We start from the raw sequence: 21,951 nt of genomic DNA, 5'->3' as shown, positions 1-21,951 counted from the left end.
TCCGATCATACGGCCGCGCGGTTCACTGCGCCCGGGTGGTGGACATCGAGTACGGCTGCTCGCTGCCCTGTGCCGGCCACGCGGTGTTCGGCGCGGCCTGCAGGGTGAAGCGCAGTTCCCCGCCCGCCATGATCTCGTCGTGGCGCAGGAAGGTGCGCTGCAGCGGTGCACCGTTCAGGGTCACCGCGCCCACGTAGCCGTGCGCCGGGTCCAATCCATCGGCAATGACGGTGAAGGTACGGCCGTTGGGCAGGTGAAGTGCCGCCTTCGGCAGGAACGGGCGGCCGATGATGTACTCGCCACTGCCGGGTGCCACCGGGTAGAAGCCCAGCGCAGTGAACACGTACCACGCCGACATCTGGCCGAGATCGTCGTTGCCGGCCAGCCCATCCGGGCGGTCGGCGTACTGGGTGTCCATGATCTGCTTCAGGCGGGCCTGGGTACGCCACGGCTGGCCGGCATACGCGTAGAGATAGGCGACGTGATGGCTGGGTTCGTTGCCGTGCGCGTACCAGCCGATCAACCCGGTGATGTCTTCCATGTGCTCGAAGATGGACGGGTCCACCTTGGCGTCGAACACCTGGTCCAGCCGGGCAAGCAGCTTTTCGCTGCCGCCATGCGCAGTGGCCAGTCCGGCGACGTCCTGCGGTACGTACCAGGAATACTGCCAGGCGTTGCCTTCGGTGTAGTCGGTGCCATAGCCGCTGGCGCTGGGATCGAACGGGGTGCGGAAACTGCCGTCGCGCTTGCGGGCGCGCATGAAGCCGGTGTCCGGATCGAAGGCGTGCCGCCAGTTGCCGGCGCGTGCATCGAAGGTGGTCTGCACATCCTTGCGGCCCATTGCCTGCGCCATGCGTGCGATGGTCCAGTCGTCGAAGGCGTACTCGAGGGTCTTGCTGGCGGCCTCGCCCTCCTCGTCGATCGGCACCCAGCCCAGCTCGCGGTACTGCGCGATGCCGTCGTAGGGGCCGTAGTTGGCGGTGGCCACCATCGCGGCGAGCGCCTTGTCGGCGTCAAAGCCGCGGATGCCCTTGATGTAGGCGTCGGCGATCACCGGTACAGCGTGGTAGCCGATCATGCACCACGTTTCCTGGCCGTGGAACGCCCACACCGGCAACATGCCATACGGGCTGTGCTGCTGGTGCGCCAGCAGCGAGTTGACGACGTCGCTGTTGCGCTTCTCCGGCTGCACCAGCGTGAGCAGCGGGTGCAGCGCCCGGTAGGTATCCCACAGCGAGAAGGTCGAGTAGTTCGTATACCCTTCGGCGCGGTGCACCGCATTGTCGGCACCGCGGTACTGGCCATCCACGTCCATGAACAGGGTCGGGCCGAGCAGGCTGTGATACAGCGCGGTGTAGGCGCTGCGCCGGTCATGTTCCGGGGCGTCTATCTCGATGGCCGACAGTGCCTGGGTCCACTGCTGTTTCGCCTCGGCACGGACACGGTCGAAATTCTGGTCGCCTGCTTCGCTATCGAGATTGGCGATGGCGCCGTCCTCGCTCACCGACGAGATCGCCACGCTGACCACCAGCGGCGCATCGAGTCTGCCGAAATCGAAAGTGCCGACCAGCTGGCGGCCTTCGATCTGCGGGCGCTGGGTGGGATCGGTGTGACCCGGCGGCGGGAAGCCCTTGTAGGCGATGTCGGTCTCGGTGTTGTGCAGCGCATGGCCGGTCAGCGGCCGCGAGAAGCGCATCGCGAAGTACAGCTGCCGCCCGGGCGCCCAGCCGCGGGTTTCACGGAAGCCGGTCAGGGTGCCATCGGCGCGCAGACGCAGGCGCGACCACAGGATCTTGCCCGGGTAGTCGTAGAGGCTGGTACGCAGGTCGAGCAGCACGCGCGCCTGCGCACCGCGCGGGTAGGTGTAACGGTGCACGCCGGTGCGCGCACTGGCGGTCAGCTCGGCTCGCACCCCGTAGTCGTCCAGGGTGACCGCGTAGTAGCCGGGCTCGGCCTTTTCGTTGTCGTGATGGAAGCGCGAGGCGTAGCCGCTGCGGGGTTTGTCCGGGTCGCCGCGCTCGAGACCGGGGTCACCGGTGAACGGCATCACCAGGACATCGCCCAGGTCGGAGTGGCCGCTGCCGGAAAAGTGCGTGTGCGAGAAGCCGACGATGCTGGTGTCGTCGTAGCGGTACCCTGCGGCCCAGCCATAGGCTTTCTCACGCGGCTGGATGCGCGTATCCGGGCTGAGCTGGACCATGCCGAACGGCACCGTGGCGCCGGGATACGTGTGCCCTTCTCCGCCCGTGCCGATGAAGGGATCGACCGCCGCGTAAGCGCGTTCGCCCACTGTCGACGGTGCTGCCCCTGCCGCTCCGGCCACCAGCATCGCTCCGACCGCGAGCCCCCACCACCGCACCGTCCCCGTCTTTGTCATGGTGTTGAATTTAGATCGATTCAAGTTGATCCGATCCTAGCACCGGCTGGCGACGCCCGCATGCTGCAGTGCATGGGCGCCGCCTGTGCGGCACTCACGCCGGCCGTGTGTGCGGCCGGGAAGCATCCGAGGTCACGGCAGGAAGGGTGACCGAGTGACGGGCATGCATTACAGGAAACCGCTGGATTTTCAGCGGTTTCTCACGATTCTCTCAGCGCATCAATCGCGTGCGGCGTGCAGTTCCATTGCGCGCATCACGATCGGCTTGGCCCAGTCCGGTGTCTGCAGCAGTTCGATCACCGAGACCGGGTAGTGCAGCCCGCTGCGGTCCATCTGCAGCAACGGAAGTGGCTCCACCCTGCCCTGCGCATCGGGGGGTGCACTGTTGTCGTACACGTGCAGCGTGGCCAGGTGGGGCAGCAGGTCCAGCAGGTTCTCGCGCGCGGAATCGAACCGCGCACGGATCTTGTCGTGCGGGATATCGTGCCCCCCTGCGCTGACCCGTGCCGCCACCCGCTCGATGTGCAGCGCCACGCTGTCCAGCCCGCAGAACCAGATTTCCACCTCGTGGGTGGTGCAGGCGTCGCGCAGCAGGCGCGGAATGGTATTGCCGCCGAGGGTGGTCTCGAAGGCGAAGTCGCTGCCGTCCGCCATCGCCTCGCGCAGGCGGCGCGCGCCTTCGTTCCAGGCCGCCGCATTGGCCGCGTCGAGCGCCCAGCCCTGGTCGACCAGGCAGCGGGTAAAGGTGTCCGGGTTGAACCAGGACAACCCGTCTTCCTCAAGCCACGTGCCCAGCAGCGAGCTCTTGCCGGCGCCATTGACGCCGGCCAGCACCAGGATCCGCCCCACGGGTCAGAGAGACGGGCCGAGCGTGACCTTGCGGCCGCGGCGGATCGGCTGGCCCATCACCTTGCCCAGGCCCCCGTCGCGGCCCAGGCTGGCCAGGCGGGTGTCAAATTCGGCCCGCAACCGTTCCAGCTCTCCCGGACGTTCATCACCATCGGCACCGGCCGCCTTCGCCAGCAGCTCCTGGTATGCCTTGATGTCCACGATCACCGCTTCGGGGTGGTTGTGGTTGGTGATCACCAGCGCCTGCTTCTCGCGGACGGTGCGCATCAGGCTCGGCCAGCCACGGGTTTTGACCGACGAGGCGGTGGCCTTTTCCAGGCCAGGGACATCCAGGGGAAGGGTCATGGCAGGCTCCAGCAGGCAGGTCTTGGGGTCACTATACCCCTTTTGGCCAAATTGGGGATAAATGCCAATTCACCCCCGTGCCAGTGCCGCCAGCAGCGGGCCCAGATCGTCGCTGTCGCGGGGCCGCACGACCCGCTCCTGCCCATCGTGGAGCAGAACCACCGTGGGCCAGAGCGTTACCCGGAAGGCGCGCCCCAGCGGACGCCCCTTGCCGTCTTCGACCTTCACGTGGGCGAGCGCCTGGCCATCCACCAACACCTGCAGCGCCGGTTGCGCCGCAATGCAGTGCCCACACCACGGCGCCCCGAACTCCAGCAGCAGCCAGCCTTCGCTGGCCGCAATGGCGGCCGCCTCGGGCTCGACGGCGACGGCGTCGCGCGCGAAAGCCATCAGTGATTACCCGAGTGCGCGCTGGATGTCTTCCAGCGGCGCATTGGTGAGGTCCTTGGCGATGTCCTGAAGCAGCCGCGCCTGGGTCTCCTTGTGCAGCTGCGGGCGGATCCGGCCCAGCGTCTGCGGATCGGCGATCAGAATCAGGTGCGCGTAGCGGTTCTTCAGCGCATCCTCGTTCAACTGCGCGGCCAGCTGCTTGGCGAACGTGGCCTCGTTGAGCTGGGCAATGCTCATGTCCTGCGGCATCGAGCCGGACGGGCCCTGCCCCGATACCCCGTGTTCACTGATGTCCTGCACCTTCAGTTCGTCCTGCTGCTTGAGTACCGGCGCGTGGCGGGTGCCCACGTTGGTGAACACGCGGGCAGAGCCGCCGTCAGCGACGATGATCAGGGTGCCTTCGGGGATGTTGGGGTTCATGGTTGACTCCTTCTGCGGGAAACGGGCTGCCGTAGCGCCCGTGTCCCACCGTAGGCAATGCCATGTAAGCGCCGTGCATACGACTGTGTGCACTCCGTATGCACGGCGGTCGGTAGCGGGCGGCTACGGCTCCGGCTCCGGCAGCGTCATATCCAGGTGGCGCGCAAAAAAGCGCGCCATCACCCGATAGGCCTGCTGGCTCTCGGGCAGCCGGGCGTCCAGGTGGAAGGCGTGCCCCAGCCCGTCCCAGACATGCAGATCCGAGGTGCGCCCCAGATCGACCAGGCGCGAATGGGTGTACGCCACGTTGCTGAGCTCGGCCGCGCGCGTGGCGGTGATGAACAACGTTGGCGGGAACTGTGCGAGCACCGCATCGGAGAACACCGGCGACACCAGCGGGTCATGGAAATCCACCTCGCCGTAGTACAGGTCTTCCGCAATCGGCAAGGTGCCGTCGGCGTGCGGCAGCAGCGCATCGTTGAGCGCAGCCGCCACATAGCGGGTATCACCGCCGTAGCGCGCGTCGCCGCCGGCGCAGAACAGCCCCGCCGCCCCCGGCATCGGCAGCGTCTCCCTGGCAAACCAGGCCAGCGATTCGCCGGTCAGCACACCGCCCGCCGAGCAGCCGAACAGGCCGATATGGCGTGCCGGGAACCGTTCCAGCGCGGCGCGGTACACCGCCGCCACGTCTTCGCTGGCGGCGGGGAACCGATGTTCCGGCCCCATCCGATACTCCACCGCCACCACCGTGGCACCGGTCATCGCGGCCAGTGGGATCGCCTCCATCAGGCCCAGGCCGTTGGCGCTGCCGAACACGAATGCGCCGCCGTGCAGCTCGATCAGCAGGCGTTGCCGCGCCGGCGAGGTCGGCGCGCTGCGCGGTTGCACGCGCACCACGCGCACGCCGTTCCAGGTTTCCGGGTGCAGGGTGACCGGATACCGTTCCTGCAATGCGGCTACTTCGGCTGCCGCCCACGCTTCCGTGCCCCGCCGAAGCTCCGGCAGCGCCTTGAGCAGGGTTGGGTTGTCCATCTTCGCGGTGGGATCGCCGCGACTGATGGCGTTGATGACGCTGGCCGTGGCCTCGGCACTCAGATACGGCGACACCGGCAGATCGAACGCCTGCACGTGGCGGATGCCAGTGGTGGTGGACGTCGGCTCGGCGGCGGCCGCAAGGCCCGCGCACAGCATGCAGGCCACCAGCACGAAACCGCGCGTCAGCAGCGTGCGATGCATTTCAATCCCCTTGTCAGTATGGGGCATGGTGGCCAGACCCACTCCATCATGCTCTGCGGTTGTATCCGCGGCGCACCGCAGCGGTCGGTCGTGATGTCTTCTGCCTCGCGGCAATTTCCTCAAGAATCTCGCTCTCAACCTCTTTGCGAGCGCGCATCCTGACCTCTTCCAGCTCCTCGTCGGCAAGCTCGCGGCCAGACATGGCACTCTCTTCGTCGACCAGCTCCTCCGCTCGCACCTCGACCCGTTGATCCAGGTCGTCCATCCGCGCTTCGTGCCGGACCCTATGGTCTTCGATCGCCTGGCGCACCTCATCGACTTTGCGCTGGTGCTCGTCGTCCAGCGCAACCTCACCCGTTTGTTCCTTGCCCAGGACGTTTCGAAGTGCTGCACGAACTGCGGCTGCAGGCAACGCGGTCAATCCGCCGGCGGCCGTCTGGACGATCAGGATCGATGCCTTCAGCGCCGAAGCGCTTGATCCCAGAAGCCCCAACAGCATCAAGACTGACGCGGACGATGCAACGGAGACGTTGAGCAGCCAGTCCAGCAGATTACCGTGCGTTTCAATTGCGGGTCGCTTCGCGATGAAGTTGGCCAGCGAATCCATCAGCTCGCCTGGCGGCGAGACACGGGTTCGATTCAGCGTCGCATAAGGCCATTCGCGCCGACGCGGGAAGAGGAAGTACGGCATCTCGTCGCGGGCGGCGTAGGCATACAGGATCGGGACGCCTGACTGCTCCAGCCAGTAGTACTGAAGGAATTGTCCAAGGTTGAACTGGTGAAGCACCGGGGCGATGGGCATGAGGTAATCCAGCTCTTTGACCTCCAGCAGCAGGATCCGCGCACCGTCGAGCAGGCCAATGATGTCCCCCGGATACTTGCCGCCCGTGTAGCCCTGCTGATTGGCGTAGGGCGCAAAGACATCGGTATGCACGGCATTGCGGTCGCCGTAGACCTCCAGCGACGCAATGATGGCCGCCTGCACCAGACTCTCCTGCTTCACAGCCATCTCCGTTCCCTGGGTAGTGGCCCCAATCCTTCCATATCCGCTCCTGCCGCACCACTGTGGCGGCACGCAATCGCGTGAATACAGCGCAATCGCGCATCAGTGTCGGGATTCTCCCGACAGCACCGCCCTGCTTTGCCGTCATCGGCGCCGCATTTTCCGTCATTGGCGCGTATCGGCGTTTCGGTCGTCGGCCTACTGTGACCCCACGGTGCAACGACCTTCCGCCACGTGACGCTCCCCGGCACAGCGACAGACCGGTGGCCAATGATCGGCAGGACCCGGACGCCGTGAAGTTCCGCCGTCTTGCCTACCCACAACCGCAGGAGATTCACATGGCATTCCCGACCGCCGTCAACGACCAGATCACCGATTCCGTCACCCAGGCCAACACGAAGGTCCTCGGCGATGCGCCGGCGATCGCGATGGGCAACCTGTACCAGGCCACCGCGCAGGCGCTGGCCAACGCTGCCCACAACGCCACCAACGCCCAGCAGCAGAGCTACGTGACCGCGCAGTCGGCCACCACGATGGGGGTGGCCACGCTGTACTCCATCGATACCGCCTCCACCGCCGTGGCCACCAAGGAAATCCTCAGCACCGGCGTTCGTGGCCTGGGCTGATCGCGCATCACTGACCGCTGCATAACAAGGAGCATTACATGGCATTTCCGACCGCCGTCAACAACCAGATCACCGACTCGGTGACCCAGGTCAACACCAAGGTGCTGGGCGACGCCCCGGCCATCGCGATGGGCAATCTGTACCAGGCAACCGCCCAGGCGCTGGCCAATGCCGCGCACAACGCCACCAACGCGCAGCAGCAGAGCTATGTGACCGCCCAGGCCGCCACCACGATGGGTGTTGCCACCCTGTATGCCGTGGACACCGCCAGCACCGGCGTGGCCACCAAGCAGATCCTGGGCGCGTAATCCCGCCTGACGCCAAGGAGTCGCGCACATGGCATTCCCGACCGCCGTCAACGACCAGATCACCGATTCGGTCTCCCAGGCCAACCTGCAGGTGCTGGGCACTGCCCCGGCCACTGCGATGGGCAACCTGTACCAGGCCACCGCGCAGGCGCTGGCCAACGCCGCGCACAACGCCACGCTGGCGCAGCAGCAGATGTACGTCACCGCGCAGGCGGCGACCACGATGGGCGTGTCGCTGCTCTACTCGCTCGATACCGGCGCTACCGGCGCCGCCACCCGGAAGATCCTCGGCTGATGTGACCCGCCGCTGGACCCTTCCATTCCGCAGTCGTCCCACAAGGAGCAACCAACATGGCATTTCCCACTGCCGTCAACAACCAGATCACCGATTCGGTTTCGCAGGTGAACACCAAGGTCCTCGGCGATTCGCCGGCGATCGCGATGGGCAACCTGTTCGTCGCCACCAGCCAGGCGTTGTCCAACGCCGCGCACAACGCGACCAACAACCAGCAGCAGTCCTACGTGACCATGCAGGCGTCGACCACGCAGGGGGTGTCCACCCTGTATGCGATCGACACCGCGTCCAACGGCGTGGCCACGCGGGAAATCCTGGGCCTGGGCTGATCCGGCCCGCAGGCGCGGGGGATCGCGCCTGACGTGCCGGACCACCCCGGTCTGGAACGTACGGCATGGCCGACGTCCCCGCCATCGCCGCCCTGGTCGATATCACCGACGCAGGGTCGGCGATGGCCCTTGGCCAGGCGCCCGCCTTCGCGATGGTGGCGACCTACCTGACGATGGCCGATTCGCTCGGCCTGGCCATGCAGAACGCCATCGCCAACCAGCAACGCGGACAGGTCATGGCCGGTGCCGCACTCGCACAGACCCTTGCCATGATCATCCAGAAAGGAGCGACGTCGACATGAGCGACCCAGGAACCATGAACAGCCAGATCGTCGATACGGTCAATGGCATCGTGACGCTCGCGGCCGGCCAGGCGCCCGGCCAGGCGCATGCGATGCTCGACATCGTACTGCTGGAAACACTTGGCAGTGCGATGCACAACGCGGTCAACCGCCAGCAGAGCGCGAGCATGATCAGCGCGGCGGCGATCACCGCCGCCTGCGCCAAGATGATCTCCGCGCCGTTCCCGGTGCCGCCGCCACCGCCGCCGCCCGTACCGCCGCCGCCGCCGAATGTGGCCGCGCTGCCGGGCCCGCCGCCGATCCCGCCACCGCCGGCCGCCGTGATCGCCGCCGCCACCGCGGAAGGCAAGGCCGCCATCGGCGCACTCAAGGCGCAGGCCACCGGGAGCAGCGCCAACGCGAGCGCCGCGCAGGCAGACCTGCAGACCCTGCACGACCTCTCGGCCGCAGCCACTCCGCCTTCGCCGCCGCCGTCGCCTCCGCCGGCACCTGCCGCGCCGGCGTCCGATCCGAACGACACCCCGTCCTCCTGACGCCAGCAAGGAACTCTCATGGACCCGAACAAGGTCAATGCCCAGGTCATCGATGTCATCAACCAGGTGCAGCTCGCCACCATGAGTCCACAGGTGGTGCTCACCAGTGGCGCTGGCAAGGCGTACCAGTCGGTGGCGCAGTCGGCGGCCATCGCCGTGCAGGATGCAGCCGATGCGCTGCGCAATGTCTCCACCATCGCCACCACGGCGGCCGGCGTCGCAATGGCGCAGTACCTGGCCACCGGGGAAGACAAGTACGCCAAGGCGCTGACCCAGGCCCAGTCGCTGATGCAGGGCGCCACCGACGACTTCGCGCGCGTCGGCACCGCCGCCGCGACCGTGCTCAAAGATTTCCCGGCCGGCTGAGTCCCAGGAGAACCGCCATGACCGTGACACTGGCAGGCCGCACCATTACCGACCCCGCACAGCTCTCGCCACGCTGCCAGCAGGTGCTGCGCTTCATCGACGGCGGTCCCGAATGGCTGGCGTGGGCGCTTGCATCGACCAGCCGCCGCTATGCGTTCGCCGATGAAACGCTGTTGCTGGAGACCGTCCAGAGCGGCCTGCACGCCTCGCCGCTCACCCTGTTGCCGCGGCTGATGACCCGGATCAGCCCGGTCAAGCTGATGACCCTGGGGCCAAACGATCTGGACCTGTTGGCGCGCTATGAGGCCGGGGAGCACGACGACGTGCTGGACGCGCAGATCCACCGTATCCGCACCGATCACTACCTGGCCGACATGGCCTATCTGATGACCGGCACGCTGGGGCTGCGCGAGTTCCAGCTGGAGACATCGCCGCTGTTCCAGTGCATGGACTTCGGTGAATCGCTGGCGCTGGCGGAGACCGTCATCGCCTGCCCGACGCTGGGGATCCCGCTGGATGTGATCAAGGAGGCCGGCGCCTTTGCGGCGGCACAGGCACGCACGCCGGTGGAATTCGGCGATTACCTGCGCCTGTATGCGCGCTGCGCATCGTCGGCCTCCACGCCGGAGGGGCGCGAACAGGCCGCCACGGCGACGATGCAGGCGCTGCTGCCGGCGCTGCTCGGCGCGCTGGACTGCCCGCAGGTGGATGGCCTGCCGTCTCCGGCCGAGGTGGCGGCCAGCCTGGCCACCTGGCTGCAGGATCGCCCCGTGGGCTTCGACCGCATTTCCCTGGCCGCACAGCAGGTGGCGGCGAACACGTCCGGCGACCTTGCCGATCCCCCGGTGGCTGCGGCTGCAGCCACCGCGTACCTGGACCGCGCGCGGGCCTTCCTCACCGCGCATCGCCCCACCCAGGGCCGCCTCGCGCAGGACGGACGCCGCGGCACGTTCCAGATCGATGCCGATGGCGTGCGCGCCGTGCTGCAGGTGGACCACGGTGTGGTTTCGCTGCAGTTCTTCGGCCCCGCGCCCACCGCAGGTGTCGCGCCCGAGGCACCCACCGCATGAGCGCCGTCGCGCGCGACGCACAGGCCGAGCGGCTGGCCACCGCAACGGCCGCCGCCCAGGAGGCCGTGCAACAGGGGCGGCGCGCTGCAGTGGATGGCGCCAGCCGTGCGCTGGCCGATGCCGAACAGGCGCTGCGCGACGCGTTGGCCACCCTGCAGGCCGCCACGCCGGCATCACCTGCCCGTTCCTTTCGCTCCGCATCCCGCCGCCAAGGAGAACCGAACATGGTCGACGACACCCCTACCCCGGCGCCAGGTGCGCCAACCACGCCTGCGCCCCCCAGCGGCCCTGCGCTGATGCAGGACACCCTGCTGATGGCCCAGACCCTGGTGGACAAGGCGATGGCCGAGAGCGATGCCGCTGTGCAGAGGGCGATGCAGGGCCTGCCTGGCGCGACGGATGCAATGGCGCAGGCGATGGACGCCGCCACCCGCGCGATGCAGCAGGCCGACAGCGCCGCCGACGCCGCGATGGAGGCCGCCATCCGCGAGGCCGACCAGGCGATGGGGGCGGCGTCGGGCAAGGAGGATCCCCAATGAAAGAGACAAGCGCCCAGCGCGAGGTGCGTCGCGAGTTCAGTCGTCGCCTCACCGCACTGATCAACAACGCGGCCAACCATCCCGGCATCCGCAAAGCACTGGTGGAATCGCTCGCCGAAATCGCCGACAGGATCGATCAGCTCGACGCATCCGTGCGCGAAAAGTTCCCCCTGCGGAAAGCGCCCCGCGCCGTACGGTTCTACATCAAGGGCGGCAATGCGTTCGATGCGATCATGGCGATATCGCGCGGTGACCATGATCTTTTCGGCGTGGGAAAGTCGGACTGGGACACCCAGGCCATCATCGATCCGTGGTTGCCTGCGACAATCCAGAACAGCCTGTACGGTGACATCGAAGACATCCTGATCGATGCACTGCGGACTGCAGGGCTCAAGGTTGCAACCGCGATCAATGCGCGGCCACAGGATGTATCGCCACTGCGTCCCGTCACTGAAGCCCTGCCCGCCGACGCGACCGTCAACTACACGCTTGCCTGTGATTCACCGCAAACGTTGAGACGGGTCTTCGATCGCGATCGTCTCGGGCTGTGGACCGATGACCGGCGCCAGCTCAGCGACGAAACGATCCCTTCGCCCACGCTCCTGCCCGGCATCCTTCTCAACGACGGAATCAAACCGTTTGCGCTTCACCGCCTGGGATACACCTGGCACGGCGAGCGTCAGAACGGCGCAGGCGCAGGGCCGGACCCGAACCTGAGCTCGCGTCCCATCCTGATGGAGCTGATCGACGTCACCCTGCCCCGCCGGGACACCATCGAAGCGGTGGCCACCTGGTCCGATCTGGAGCGCAATCGACTCAGGATCGTCCCGGGCACCGATATGGGCGTCACGTTGCCCCTGCCGGACCTGGACTACCACCTGCGCGAGAACCTGACCATGATCTGTGAGGTGGCAGACAAATCCTCACACCATGCGGACAAGCTGCCAAAACGCCTCCAGCGCATCGGGCAGATATACCAGAGCTATACAACGCCTGAGCGCCAGGCTGGCTTCCGCGACACGGTGAACGCGATGGCAGGTGATACCGTTGCCGCCGAAGGCGACAGCGCTGAAGACATGTGCAAGGCGCTGATGGATTCCATCGCCCAGCGTACCGCCGCGAGCGACGGGAATTTCTGGAAGGGACATGTCAGCACGGCGTCGGCCGAGCGCATCACCCAGGGCCGGCAACGCCTGCGGAGGACGCTGGAAACGATGAGGCGCACATTTGGTGACACTGTATTGCTCTCCGTTGCATACAGTGACGACCTGGCGATGTTCAGGGCATTGGCTGAGAATCCGTATCTGGCCATCGATCGAATCGGTTTTTGCGGAATCGATGCTGCCGCCGTGATTCGGGCCAGTTACGAGGACATCATTGGATTCGATACCGCGGAGTTCGCACGGGCGTTGGGCGCATCCAAGCGCAAGTCGAGCCAGGATGACGTGCCGGGAAAGGGAATCAAGGTTGAGTGGCAATCCCACAACACGCCGCGACCGGGTGGACCCAGCTATGAGTGCACCTTCGTGGTGTTCGACGGGCACAAAGCGACCACGTTCCTTACGCTGACCAGTGCCTCCGCGTTGCAGGCGCCGTTCCAGCGGGATCCTGATCACGCTGGCATTGAATATGCCTCGTTGCTTGACATGGACGCGCAGCGCAAAGCCGCTGCAGCGCTGATCGAAGACTATCTGGTGCGAACCGCGTTGAGCCGTCAGCACGACGCGATCCGCAGTCTTCTCGTCGTCGACTGATTCACCGTCACGCCTGCCCACCGCGCCGGTACGCGCGGGGGCAGGCGCCGACCTGGCGGCGGAAGCTGCGCTCGAAGTGGCTGAGATCGCCAAAGCCCACACGCTGTGCGATCTCGGTGATGCGCAGACGCGGCTGCTCGCACAGCAGTCGCTTGGCCTGCTCGATGCGCAGGCATTGCAGCAGCGGTTTGAACGACGTGCCCAGCTCGGTGCGCAGCAGGTAGCCCAGGTGCGACGGACTGACGTGCACCTCGCGGGCGAGCAGCCCCAACGACAGCGGCTCGGCATGGTGTTCGCCGAGAAACAGCACGGCACGCCGCACGGCATCGTGCAGCGGGTACAACGCCGCCGCATCGCCCTGCAGTGCGATGCCGGCCCAATGGGCGGCCGGGCGCCCCAGGCGCGGCGTCACGAAACCGGCGACGGCATCAGCAGGGGGTGCGGGCGGCCCACTGCCGCGCAGCGGCTCCCCCTCGCCCAGCGCGGCCCGGCGAACCACCACCCGTTCCAGCTCGAAGAGGTTTTCCGGCCAGGTGTGCCCGCGCAGCGTGGCGAGCAGTGCGTCGGTGACCAGCGCCGCAGGATCGAAGCCATGCCGGGCGAGCAGCATGTGCACCAGGCCATCCAGTTCGCCCAGTCGCTCGCGCAGGGGCGGCACGTCAGCCACCAGAAAGTTCAGTTCGGCCAACAGGGTCTGCGAGAACCTTCCCTCCCGCACGCGCTGCGACAGGTCGCTGCTGCACGAGGCGATAACCCGGCACCGCCTGCCGGCAGGTCCCTGCAGGCGCTGGCTCTGCAGGCAATGGATGCGGTGCGGCAACTGCACCTGCACGGCCAGCGGCAGCGCGTCGACACCGTTGAGGAACAGGCTGCCGTCCTGTGCCTGTTCGAACCACTGCGCCGGCACGCCGGACGGATCGGCGCACTGGATCTCCACGAAAGGCGCATCGTGGCAGGGCCCGGCTGCATGGATCGCCGCGGCCAGTTCGGCAGTGTCAGTGCCGAATTCACCGTGCAGGATCACCGGCAGGCGGCTGCAGGCGGCCTTCTCCACGAAGGCATCAAGACGGGTGCGCGCCGCGCAGACGCCGACCAGCAGCAACGGTCGCGACAACCGCGACACGGCCCACGCCTGCAGCTCATGGCGTTTGACCAGCAGCGCGCAGCGATGGGCGAACAGCACGCAGAAGCGCAGGACGTCGGGGCCAGGCGCCGCGCCCGTCCAGCCCAGCCGAAACTCGCCCAGCGGGACACCCGCATAGGCGAGCGGGAAGCAGCGCTGCACGGTCGCGCCCGCCCGCAGGCGAGGCGACGCGGCACGCAGATGCACCGGGTGCGCGGCCGGAACAATCACGGTTGCCTCCACCGCCCGCACGTGCAGCGCCAGCTCGCCGACCAATGCCCGCATCTGCTCCTCGAGCGGCAGTCCGGCGCGATACGCGCGATGCACGGCCGCGGTGACCTCGTCCTCCATGTCGTCTCCTCCAGGCCGCAGGCGGCGGTGCAGACGAAGATGTACGCGAGCGGCAGACAGTGCGTACGACCGTGTGTTGCAACCTGCGGTGCAGCCATCCAGCGCGGCTGGACACTGCCGTTCCGCTGCCCTGCGACGCCATGTCGCACACCCATGCGGCAGTCGCTTGACCAATGTCAACGCGGGCGTCCTGGCGCTGCCGTATTTCTATGCAGGACACGACGTCGCCGCACCGATCGCCGGCCGCGCGGCCCCAACGACACCCGCAACAGGAACCCGTCATGCACTACCGTCCCGACTCCACCCAGCTGCTGCAGGCCCTCGACAATGTCATGGTGATCTCCACCACCGACCTGCAGGGCACCATCACCTACGCCAACGACCTGTTCTGCACGCTCACCGGCTTCCGGCGCGAAGAACTGATCGGGCAGCCGCACAGCATCGTGCGCCACCCCGACGTGCCCAAGGCCGTCTACAAGGACATGTGGGACACCATCAAGGCCGGCGGCATCTGGACCGGCATCGTGCCGAATCTGGGCAAGGGCGGCGTCCTCTATGTCGTTGATACGACCGTGCAGCCGCTGTTCGACCCGGAAGGGAACATCACCGCCTACATCAGCATCCGGCGCGTGGTGAACGATCTCATGGCTGATTTCGACGCCGTCGAGTTCAGCAAGGAGAAGTTCGACGACGCCTACGCCGCTGCATGAACGCGATGGCGCCGATCCAGCGCGTTCTGCTCGGCTACGGCTCCGAGTCGGGGACGGCGCGTGCTTTGGCCCGGCGCCTGGCGGACCACCCTGCACTGCACGGCCACTCGCCCGAGGTGCTGGCGCTGAACGATATCGACGTGGCGCAGCTTGGCCCCGGCGATGTGCTGGTGGCTGTAGCCAGTTCATTCGGCGATGGAGAGCCGCCGGCCAACGGCGAGCGCTTCGTCGCGGCACTGCGCCAGGCGCACAGCCTGCAGGGTCTGCGCTATGCCGTGTTCGGGCTGGGCGACACCGGCTACCCGCGCTTCTGCGGTTTCAGCAAGGCGCTCGATGCGTTGCTGGGCGAGCGCAACGCCCTTCCGCTGCTGCAGCGGGTGGACGCCGATGCATGCTATCCGGCGTTTTTTGACCGCTGGGCCCCGGCACTGGGAGAGGTGCTGGCCGGCAACGGCACGGCGGCGCAGGATCTCTGCCTGCAGGTGACGGCGTACGGACAGGACCATGCGTTCAACGCCCCGATCGTGGCGCGCGAACGCCTGAGCCGGTCCGATCCCGCCGCGTGGCACATCACCTTGGACCTCACCGGCAGCGGCATCGTCCATCAGGCAGGCGACACGCTGCATGTGATCCCCGACAACGACCCGGCGCTGTTGCAGGCGCTGGCGGCGTGGTACCGCGACTCCCGGGCGGCTCTCGTCCTGGCCGACCGTGAACTGCGGTTGCCCGGACGCGCCGTGCTGCGCGAGATCGCCCGGCTGGGCGGCAGCGAGCCGCTCAGGCAGCTGCTCAAGAGCAGCCAGCGTGCCGCGCTGGAGGCCTACCTGCACGGACATGACCTGCTGGATATCCTGCAGGACCACGCCCATCCGGACACCGTTCCGCTGCAGCGGCTTGCGGCCCTGCTGTCGCCCTGTCTGCCCCGCGCGTACTCCATCGCTTCGGCCGGTGGGCAGGCACAGGTCGCGCTGTGTGTACGCGAGGTCCGCTACACCCGGCGTGGCCGCGAACGGCGCGGGGCCGGCACCGGAACGCTGCTGCAGGGCACCGGGTCGGTTCGGGTCTACTGCCGCGCCAATCCCGGTTTCCGCCTGCCCGATGACCCGGAGTGCCCGCTGCTGCTGATCGGTACCGGTACGGGCATCGCGCCGTTGATGGGCCTGGTCCAGGAGATGGCGGCCGGCGACGGGCGGCGCGAGATCTGCCTGGTGTTCGGCGAGAAGCGCCGCGCGGATGATTTCCTGTACCGCGCGCAGTTGCTGGCCTGGCAGCAGGTCGGACACCTGACGGCGCTGTTGACCGCGTTCTCCCGTGACGGGCAGGCCAAGTACTACGTGCAGGATGCGATCGGCGACCACGCTGCGCCCATCGCTGCATGGCTCGACCGGGGCGCCCACCTGTATCTGTGCGGCAACCGCCGGCACCTTGAGGCAGCAGTACGCGGCGCCATCGACGGCGTCGTGGCGGCTACCGGGTCGCCGCACGGCTGGGAGGCGCTGGCCGCGCAGGGGCGGCTGCACTGCGAGCTGTACTGACCCCGGCGGTAACCCAGGCTCATCCGGCGTCGGCCGACGCCACCAGCGCGGCAAGTCGATCCGGCCGCCGCAGCAGCACGTCGCGCTGCCGGATTTCGATCAGACCATCGTCCTGCAGGCGCCGCAGCACACGTGTGGTGGTCTCCGGCGCCATGCGCAGGTAGTTGGCGATGTCGGTACGAGCCATCATCAGCGTGAAGCGGGTGGCCGAGAAACCCCGACGCGCATAGCGGCCGGACAGGTCCAGCAGGAACGCCGCCACCCGCGCGTCGGTGCGGTGATTGGCCGCCAGCATCGCCACCTTGCCGATTTCGGCGCTGAGCAGGCTGAACAGCCGCGCCTGCAGGCCGGGCATGCGGGTCGCCAGCAGGCTCATGCGCGGAAACGAGAACCGGCACAGGTAGACGGTGTCCAGTGCTACCGCATCGCAGGGATAGCGCCCGTCATGAATGGCATTGAGGCCGATCACCTCGCCCGGCAGGCTGAACCCCAGCACCTGCTCGTGGCCCTGGCTGTCAATGACGGTGGTCTTGACCATGCCGGCACGGACCGCGGCGATGGCGTCGAACGGTTCCCCTGCGCGGAACACCGGCTCGCCGGCATGGAACGGGCCCACATGGTCCACCAGCACATGCAGCTCGGAGAGCGCGCTCTTGTCGTAGCCCTGCGACGCACAGGCGTCGGAGAAGGCGCAGGTGCTGCAGAACCGCAGCGCATCGCCATCATCGGCGGCGGCCGGGTTCGGGGTGGACGGTGAAGACGACATGGCCAGGAGCGGCGACCGGAGGCACAGGAAAAACGAGGGCCGATGATACGCGATGCGCCGCCGGCCCCTGCGGCGCAAGGCCGCACCCGGCGCTGCCGGCTGAACGCCCGAAACCGGCGCCCCCTGCCGATCACGTGTAAAATTCGCCGTTTTTACGCGGGATCATGCCCATTACGCCGCACCGGACGCCTGTAGCGGGCCCGGCCTTCATCCGCCTGCTGTCCGGGCTCATGGACGGCGGGATCGCGCTGTCCAGCCCCGACCTGTCCGACCGCCTGAGCCAATGGGTGGACTGGACCCGGGCGGTGGCGTTGTCGCGCGCGCTCGACGGCCGCCTGCCCCCTGCCCCCGCGCCTGCCTCGGTGTTCGACGCCGCCGAGGACGCGGCGTGCGTCCGTGTCCGCACGACGTTGATGGCCTCGCTGCAGCAGGACGCCGAGACGGAGCGCACGGTGGCCGAAGGCGCGGACGCGGCCGTGTTCAGCCGGCGCTACCAGGCCCAGCAGCGGGCGATGATGGCCGCGACCGGGCGGCTGCGTGGCCGCCTGCGCGACATGCTTGCGGCACGGTCGCCGGCGCTGGCGCGGCTGGCGGAGATCGACGCGGTCATGGAACAGACCCTGAGCCCGCGCGAGAACGCCCTGCTGGCCGGCATCCCCGACCTGCTCGCTGCGCACTTCCAGCGTCTGCAGGACGCGGCCGAGCCTGCGCCGACGGCGGAACCGGCCACTGCCCCACCCCTCGTTTCCACCTGGCGCACCGCGTTCCGCATCGATATGCAGAACGTCGCGATGGCCGAGCTGGACGTTCGTTTCCAACCGATCGAAGGCCTGCTTGCAGCGCTTCGGCCCCGATAACTGGGACCCCATGTTCAAGAACAGCCTCTACCTTGTTGTCTTCCTCCTCGGCCTGACTGCGGTCTGCTGGATCGGCGCCGGCTATGTCGGTTCCAACCCGGTCGGTGCGGCGGTCGCCCTGTTGATCGGCGCGTGTTATCTCGCCGGCGGTGTGGAACTGTACCGCTACCGGCAGGGCACGCGGGCGCTGGAGGGGGCCGTGCGTGACGTGTCGGCGGCCAACGAGGGCCTGGCCGGCTGGCTGCAGCGCGTGCCGCCGGCCCTGCGCCATGCGGTCCGTCTGCGGGTGGAAGGCGAGCGCATCGCGCTGCCGGCACCCACGCTCACCCCGTACCTGGTCGGCCTGCTGGTGCTGCTCGGCATGCTCGGCACGCTGCTGGGCATGATGGCCACCCTGCGTGGCACCGGCCTGGCGCTGGCCCACGCCACCGACCTGCAGGCCATCCGCGGGTCGCTTGGCGCACCGGTGGAGGGGCTGGCCGTTGCATTCGGCACGTCGATCGCCGGCGTGGCCACCTCGGCCATGCTCGGCCTGCTGTCCGCGCTGTGCCGACGCGAGCGTTTGCTCGCCGTGCAGGGGCTGGATGGCCAGATCGCGACTACGCTGCACGTGCATTCGCAGGCGCACCAGCGCAGCGAAACCCTGCGCCTGCTGGAGCAGCAGGCCGGCGTGCTGCCCACCCTGGTCGAGCGCCTGCAGGCGATGACGCAGGCCATTGAACAGAGCAGTACGGCGGCGAGCGAGCGGCTGCTCGCCAGCCAGGAGGCCTTCCATGCCCGCATGGACGCCGACCACGCCCGCTTCGCCGACGCGGTACAGGCCACGCTGCAGACCGGCGTCGCCGACAGCGCCCGGGCCATCGGCGATGTGCTGCAGCCGCTGCTGGAAGGCACGCTCACCGGCATCGTCCGCGAGAACACGGCGCTGCAGACAGCGGTGCGCGACGCCGTGCAACGTCAACTGGATGGCCTCAGCGCGGGTTTCGAGGCCAGCCGCACAGAGGCGGCGGACCAGTGGCGCACTGCCCTCGGCGCGCAACGTGACGCCCAGTCGGCGTTGGCCAGCGATCTGCGTGACGCCTTGGGCGCCTTCGCCGAGCACCATGATCGCCGGATCGGCACGCTGGTGGAGTCGGTGTCCGCCCGCCTGCAGGACACGGTGCAGCAGTGGGAGCGCGGCGTAGCCGCCCAGCAGGCAGCGCAGCACGCGCTTGCCAGCGAACAGCAGGACGCCGGCGCGGCACTGGCCAGCGCCCTGCGCGCCGACCTCGCCGCAGCGGCAACGCGTGACGACGCCCGCACCGTCGCGCTGCTCGATGCGGTGTCCACGCGCCTGCAGGCCTCGGCCGACACCTGGCAGGCCGGTCTGGACGCACAGTCGCAGACCCAGGCCGCGTTGCTCTCCCAGCTCGCCACGGCACTGGCCCGGTTCGGCGAGCGCCACGATCAACGTGCGACCGACCTGCTGGATGCGCTTGCACTGCGACTGGACGCGGGTGCTGCCGGCGCCGCCACTGCCTGGCAGGACGCACTGGCGCGCCAGGACAGCGTCAACGCGGCACTGGTGGAGCGCAATCAGCAGGCGCTGGCCGCCGCTGCGGACACGCTGGCGGCGCGCAGCCTGTCGTTGATCGAGACGATGCAGCAGTCCCACGCCGGCCTGCAGGCAGCGCTGGAGTCGCGCGACGCGCTGCGCCTGACCACCTGGACTGCCGCCTTCGACACGCTGTCGGCCCGCCTGGGCGACCGCTGGGAGCGTACCGGGGATCAGATCGCGCAGCGCCAGCAGGCGATCTGCGACACCCTGGCCGTCACCGCCGAGCGCATCACCGCGCAGGCCCAGGCGCACGCCAGCGACACCATCAGCGAAATCTCGCGCCTCGTGCAGGCCGCGTCGGAAGCGCCGAAGGCGGCGGCCGACGTGGTGGCCGAACTGCGCCAGAAGCTCTCCGACAGCATGGTCCACGACACCGCGATGCTGGAGGAACGCAGCCATCTGCTGGCCACGCTGGGAACGCTGCTCGATGCCGTCAACCACGCATCCACAGAGCAGCGTGGCGCGGTCGATGCGCTGGTCAGCACCTCCGCCGAGCTGATGGAACGCGTGGGCAGCCGTTTCACCGACCACATCGCCGCCGAAACCGGCAAGCTCGACGCGGTGGCGGCACAGGTCGCCGGCAGTGCCGTGGACGTGGCCAGCCTGGCCGATGCGTTCGGTGCGGCGATGCACACCTTCGGCAGTTCCAGTCAGGGCCTGGGCGAACGCCTGGAGCAGATCGCCGGCGCGCTGGAGACCACGCTGGCGCGCAGCGACGACCAGTTGGCCTACTACGTGGCGCAGGCGCGTGAAGTGATCGATCTCAGCGTGCTTTCCCAGAAGCAGATCATCGAGGAGCTGCAGGCCCTCGCCGGTCGCGGCACCGCCGCGGAAACGGAAACCGCATGAGCGGAGAGATCGAGTCCGATGGCGAGTCCGGTGCGCCGATCTGGGCCGCCTTCGGCGACCTGATGTCGGTGCTGCTGGGCGCATTCGTGCTGATTCTGGTCGGCGTGGTGGTGCTGCAGGTGGAGCTGTCCGACCGGCTGGACCAGGAGGTCAAACAACGCCAGGCCGAGGCCCGGCGTCGCCAGAGCCTGGAACAGGCACTGGCGGTGCCGTTGGCGGCTGGCCGCGTCACGCTGGTGGATGGTCGCATCGGCATCCGCGGCAGCGTGCTGTTCGCGTTGAACTCCGACCAGTTGCAGCCTGAAGGCCGCGAACTGCTGCACAGCCTGGCGGCGCCGCTGGCCGGCTACCTCGCCTCGCGCGAGGAGATCCTGATGGTGAGCGGCTTCACCGACGACCGCCAGGTGCGCGAAGGCAACCGCCAGTTCGCCGACAACTGGGCGCTGTCGGCCGAACGTGCGTTGACCGTGACACGCGCGTTGATTGCCGAGGGCGTGCCGGCCAATGCGGTCTTCGCGGCGGCATTCGGCGCGGAGCAGCCGGTGGGCTCCAACGCCGACGAGGAAGGCCGCGCGCGCAATCGCCGGGTGGAGATCGCCCCGATGCCCCGCCCGTCGGCACCGCGCGATGCGCACTGATCGGACCGATCCACGCGCGCAACTGGCCGAGTGGCTGGCGCAGCCTGCCGCCGGCCACACGCCGTGGCGGCTGCAGGCGATGCAGTCGCTGGCAGAGCGTGCGCAGGACCATGACGGCGCGGCGCGCGCGCAGCTGGAGCAGACGCTGGCCACCCGCGTTGCCGCGTATGCGCAGGCGCTGACCATCCCAGTACCCGCCGCCCCTGCTACGCCCCCCGGCACACGGCCTGGCCAGGCAGCGCTGCACGCCCTGCGCGGGGCGCTGCGGGCGCAGACCGCCGACGCCCCGGGCGCCGATCGGCTGTCCGCAGCTCCATCATCAACACCCACGGCCTTTCCGGCGATGCCGGCCGTTGCCGAGTTCCAGGCCCTGTGGACGGCGGTGCGCACGCGCAGCCAGGTCCGGCAGTCGCTGGCGCAGGGACCGGGCGACGGCGGACCGCTGAACTCGGCCGTGCTCATTCACCGCGCCATGACCCGCATGGGCGAATTGGCCCCCGGCTATCTGCGCCACTTCATGGCCTACGTCGACGCGCTGGCCTGGATGGAACACCTGCAGCAGGGCGGCCTGCTGGGCGGAAAGGAGGGCCCCAGGCCCTCACCTGGCAAGCCGCGCCGGCCGCGTGCACGCAAGCCCGGGTGATGTTTTCCTAAGCGCGCGCCCCCACCGGCGCGCTCTACCGGCACGCCACCGTTCGACCTAGCAGTACGGCGCACTGGATCGACGTACCCGGACGTCCGGGAAGCGCATTGTTTCCAGCATGACCGAAATCTGCTCAGGCG

25 protein-coding genes are annotated in these 21,951 nt (G+C 68.3%); 16 read left to right on the top strand and 9 right to left on the bottom strand.

Annotated features, from left to right (window positions below; genetic code table 11):
• Positions 1-22: 22 nt before the first annotated feature.
• The 7 genes from ACPEH1_RS08645 to ACPEH1_RS08615 all read right to left on the bottom strand — a co-directional run bounded on the left by ACPEH1_RS08645 (position 23) and on the right by ACPEH1_RS08615 (position 6,626).
• Entirely contained in the window at positions 23-2,377 is a 2,355-nt protein-coding gene (locus tag ACPEH1_RS08645) for a GH92 family glycosyl hydrolase (RefSeq protein WP_423715635.1), read from the bottom strand.
• A 219-nt stretch (positions 2,378-2,596) separates the two neighbouring features.
• The gene (locus tag ACPEH1_RS08640) at positions 2,597-3,226 is read right to left on the bottom strand and encodes a hypothetical protein (RefSeq protein WP_017357369.1); all 630 of its coding nucleotides are present in this window, start codon (positions 3,224-3,226) and stop codon (positions 2,597-2,599) included.
• Between the two features lie 3 nt (positions 3,227-3,229).
• Positions 3,230-3,571, bottom strand: coding sequence for a type II toxin-antitoxin system prevent-host-death family antitoxin (locus tag ACPEH1_RS08635; protein ID WP_017357370.1), 342 nt, complete (start codon positions 3,569-3,571; stop codon positions 3,230-3,232).
• 69 nt (positions 3,572-3,640) lie between these two features.
• On the bottom strand, positions 3,641-3,961 hold the full coding sequence (locus tag ACPEH1_RS08630) for a thioredoxin family protein (RefSeq protein WP_423715634.1): 321 nt from the start codon (positions 3,959-3,961) through the stop codon (positions 3,641-3,643).
• Between the two features lie 6 nt (positions 3,962-3,967).
• Positions 3,968-4,381: a host attachment family protein gene (locus tag ACPEH1_RS08625; protein WP_017357372.1), complete on the bottom strand. Its 414-nt coding sequence runs from the start codon at positions 4,379-4,381 to the stop codon at positions 3,968-3,970.
• Positions 4,382-4,504: 123 nt separating this feature from the next.
• On the bottom strand, positions 4,505-5,617 hold the full coding sequence (locus tag ACPEH1_RS08620) for an alpha/beta hydrolase fold domain-containing protein (RefSeq protein WP_017357373.1): 1,113 nt from the start codon (positions 5,615-5,617) through the stop codon (positions 4,505-4,507).
• A 46-nt stretch (positions 5,618-5,663) separates the two neighbouring features.
• The gene (locus ACPEH1_RS08615; protein WP_423715633.1) at positions 5,664-6,626 is read right to left on the bottom strand and encodes a hypothetical protein; all 963 of its coding nucleotides are present in this window, start codon (positions 6,624-6,626) and stop codon (positions 5,664-5,666) included.
• Positions 6,627-6,958: 332 nt separating this feature from the next.
• Here ACPEH1_RS08615 and ACPEH1_RS08610 point away from each other — a divergent pair, with 332 nt between their 5' ends.
• The 10 genes from ACPEH1_RS08610 to ACPEH1_RS08565 all read left to right on the top strand — a co-directional run bounded on the left by ACPEH1_RS08610 (position 6,959) and on the right by ACPEH1_RS08565 (position 12,742).
• Positions 6,959-7,246 (top strand): RebB family R body protein, encoded by a 288-nt coding sequence (locus ACPEH1_RS08610; RefSeq protein WP_026070992.1) that lies wholly within the window; start codon positions 6,959-6,961, stop codon positions 7,244-7,246.
• Positions 7,247-7,284: 38 nt separating this feature from the next.
• Positions 7,285-7,554 (top strand): RebB family R body protein, encoded by a 270-nt coding sequence (locus ACPEH1_RS08605; RefSeq protein WP_017357376.1) that lies wholly within the window; start codon positions 7,285-7,287, stop codon positions 7,552-7,554.
• Positions 7,555-7,582: 28 nt separating this feature from the next.
• The gene (locus tag ACPEH1_RS08600; protein WP_017357377.1) at positions 7,583-7,849 is read left to right on the top strand and encodes a RebB family R body protein; all 267 of its coding nucleotides are present in this window, start codon (positions 7,583-7,585) and stop codon (positions 7,847-7,849) included.
• 56 nt (positions 7,850-7,905) lie between these two features.
• The gene (locus ACPEH1_RS08595) at positions 7,906-8,178 is read left to right on the top strand and encodes a RebB family R body protein (protein WP_017357378.1); all 273 of its coding nucleotides are present in this window, start codon (positions 7,906-7,908) and stop codon (positions 8,176-8,178) included.
• Between the two features lie 65 nt (positions 8,179-8,243).
• Positions 8,244-8,480 (top strand): RebB family R body protein, encoded by a 237-nt coding sequence (locus tag ACPEH1_RS08590; RefSeq protein WP_017357379.1) that lies wholly within the window; start codon positions 8,244-8,246, stop codon positions 8,478-8,480.
• On the top strand, positions 8,477-9,013 hold the full coding sequence (locus ACPEH1_RS08585) for a RebB family R body protein (RefSeq protein ID WP_423715632.1): 537 nt from the start codon (positions 8,477-8,479) through the stop codon (positions 9,011-9,013). Before ACPEH1_RS08590 ends, ACPEH1_RS08585 begins: the two co-directional genes overlap by 4 nt.
• Positions 9,014-9,031: 18 nt before the next feature.
• Positions 9,032-9,379, top strand: coding sequence for a hypothetical protein (locus ACPEH1_RS08580; RefSeq protein ID WP_166473041.1), 348 nt, complete (start codon positions 9,032-9,034; stop codon positions 9,377-9,379).
• 17 nt (positions 9,380-9,396) lie between these two features.
• Positions 9,397-10,449 carry a hypothetical protein gene (locus ACPEH1_RS08575; protein ID WP_423715631.1) on the top strand — a complete coding sequence of 351 codons (1,053 nt, stop codon included), beginning with the start codon at positions 9,397-9,399 and terminating at the stop codon, positions 10,447-10,449.
• Positions 10,446-10,988 carry a hypothetical protein gene (locus ACPEH1_RS08570; RefSeq protein ID WP_262071463.1) on the top strand — a complete coding sequence of 181 codons (543 nt, stop codon included), beginning with the start codon at positions 10,446-10,448 and terminating at the stop codon, positions 10,986-10,988. The genes ACPEH1_RS08575 and ACPEH1_RS08570 overlap by 4 nt, the downstream gene beginning before the upstream one ends.
• Positions 10,985-12,742, top strand: coding sequence for a hypothetical protein (locus ACPEH1_RS08565; RefSeq protein ID WP_017356495.1), 1,758 nt, complete (start codon positions 10,985-10,987; stop codon positions 12,740-12,742). The genes ACPEH1_RS08570 and ACPEH1_RS08565 overlap by 4 nt, the downstream gene beginning before the upstream one ends.
• Positions 12,743-12,749: 7 nt before the next feature.
• Here the strand turns inward: ACPEH1_RS08565 and ACPEH1_RS08560 are convergent, their stop codons facing one another.
• Entirely contained in the window at positions 12,750-14,216 is a 1,467-nt protein-coding gene (locus tag ACPEH1_RS08560) for a helix-turn-helix domain-containing protein (protein ID WP_313242882.1), read from the bottom strand.
• 281 nt (positions 14,217-14,497) lie between these two features.
• Between ACPEH1_RS08560 and ACPEH1_RS08555 the strand changes: the two genes are divergently transcribed.
• Positions 14,498-14,926, top strand: a complete 429-nt coding sequence (locus ACPEH1_RS08555; RefSeq protein WP_136004830.1) for a PAS domain-containing protein — start codon at positions 14,498-14,500, stop codon at positions 14,924-14,926.
• 5 nt (positions 14,927-14,931) lie between these two features.
• Entirely contained in the window at positions 14,932-16,461 is a 1,530-nt protein-coding gene (locus tag ACPEH1_RS08550) for a flavodoxin domain-containing protein (RefSeq protein ID WP_423715630.1), read from the top strand.
• A gap of 19 nt (positions 16,462-16,480) precedes the next feature.
• Here the strand turns inward: ACPEH1_RS08550 and ACPEH1_RS08545 are convergent, their stop codons facing one another.
• Positions 16,481-17,227, bottom strand: coding sequence for a helix-turn-helix domain-containing protein (locus tag ACPEH1_RS08545; RefSeq protein ID WP_136004834.1), 747 nt, complete (start codon positions 17,225-17,227; stop codon positions 16,481-16,483).
• Positions 17,228-17,391: 164 nt separating this feature from the next.
• Between ACPEH1_RS08545 and ACPEH1_RS08540 the strand changes: the two genes are divergently transcribed.
• Genes ACPEH1_RS08540 through ACPEH1_RS08525 form a run of 4 tightly spaced genes read left to right on the top strand, consistent with a single transcriptional unit; the run spans position 17,392 to position 21,811 of the window.
• Entirely contained in the window at positions 17,392-18,084 is a 693-nt protein-coding gene (locus tag ACPEH1_RS08540; RefSeq protein ID WP_423715629.1) for a DUF3348 domain-containing protein, read from the top strand.
• A 10-nt stretch (positions 18,085-18,094) separates the two neighbouring features.
• Complete coding sequence (locus ACPEH1_RS08535) at positions 18,095-20,530, top strand: DUF802 domain-containing protein (RefSeq protein WP_423715628.1); 2,436 nt, start codon at positions 18,095-18,097, stop codon at positions 20,528-20,530.
• A complete protein-coding gene (locus tag ACPEH1_RS08530; RefSeq protein ID WP_136004838.1) occupies positions 20,527-21,168 on the top strand; it encodes an OmpA family protein in 642 nt (213 codons plus the stop codon). The genes ACPEH1_RS08535 and ACPEH1_RS08530 overlap by 4 nt, the downstream gene beginning before the upstream one ends.
• A complete protein-coding gene (locus ACPEH1_RS08525) occupies positions 21,158-21,811 on the top strand; it encodes a DUF2894 domain-containing protein (protein ID WP_423715627.1) in 654 nt (217 codons plus the stop codon). Before ACPEH1_RS08530 ends, ACPEH1_RS08525 begins: the two co-directional genes overlap by 11 nt.
• Positions 21,812-21,951 lie beyond the last annotated feature (140 nt).

The organism is Stenotrophomonas sp. NPDC077421 (assembly GCF_049545505.1).
Classification (GTDB): Bacteria; Pseudomonadota; Gammaproteobacteria; order Xanthomonadales; family Xanthomonadaceae; genus Stenotrophomonas; species Stenotrophomonas nematodicola.
The sequence above is the reverse complement of the archived record's forward strand: the minus strand, read 5'-3'. Positions and strand labels throughout refer to the sequence as shown.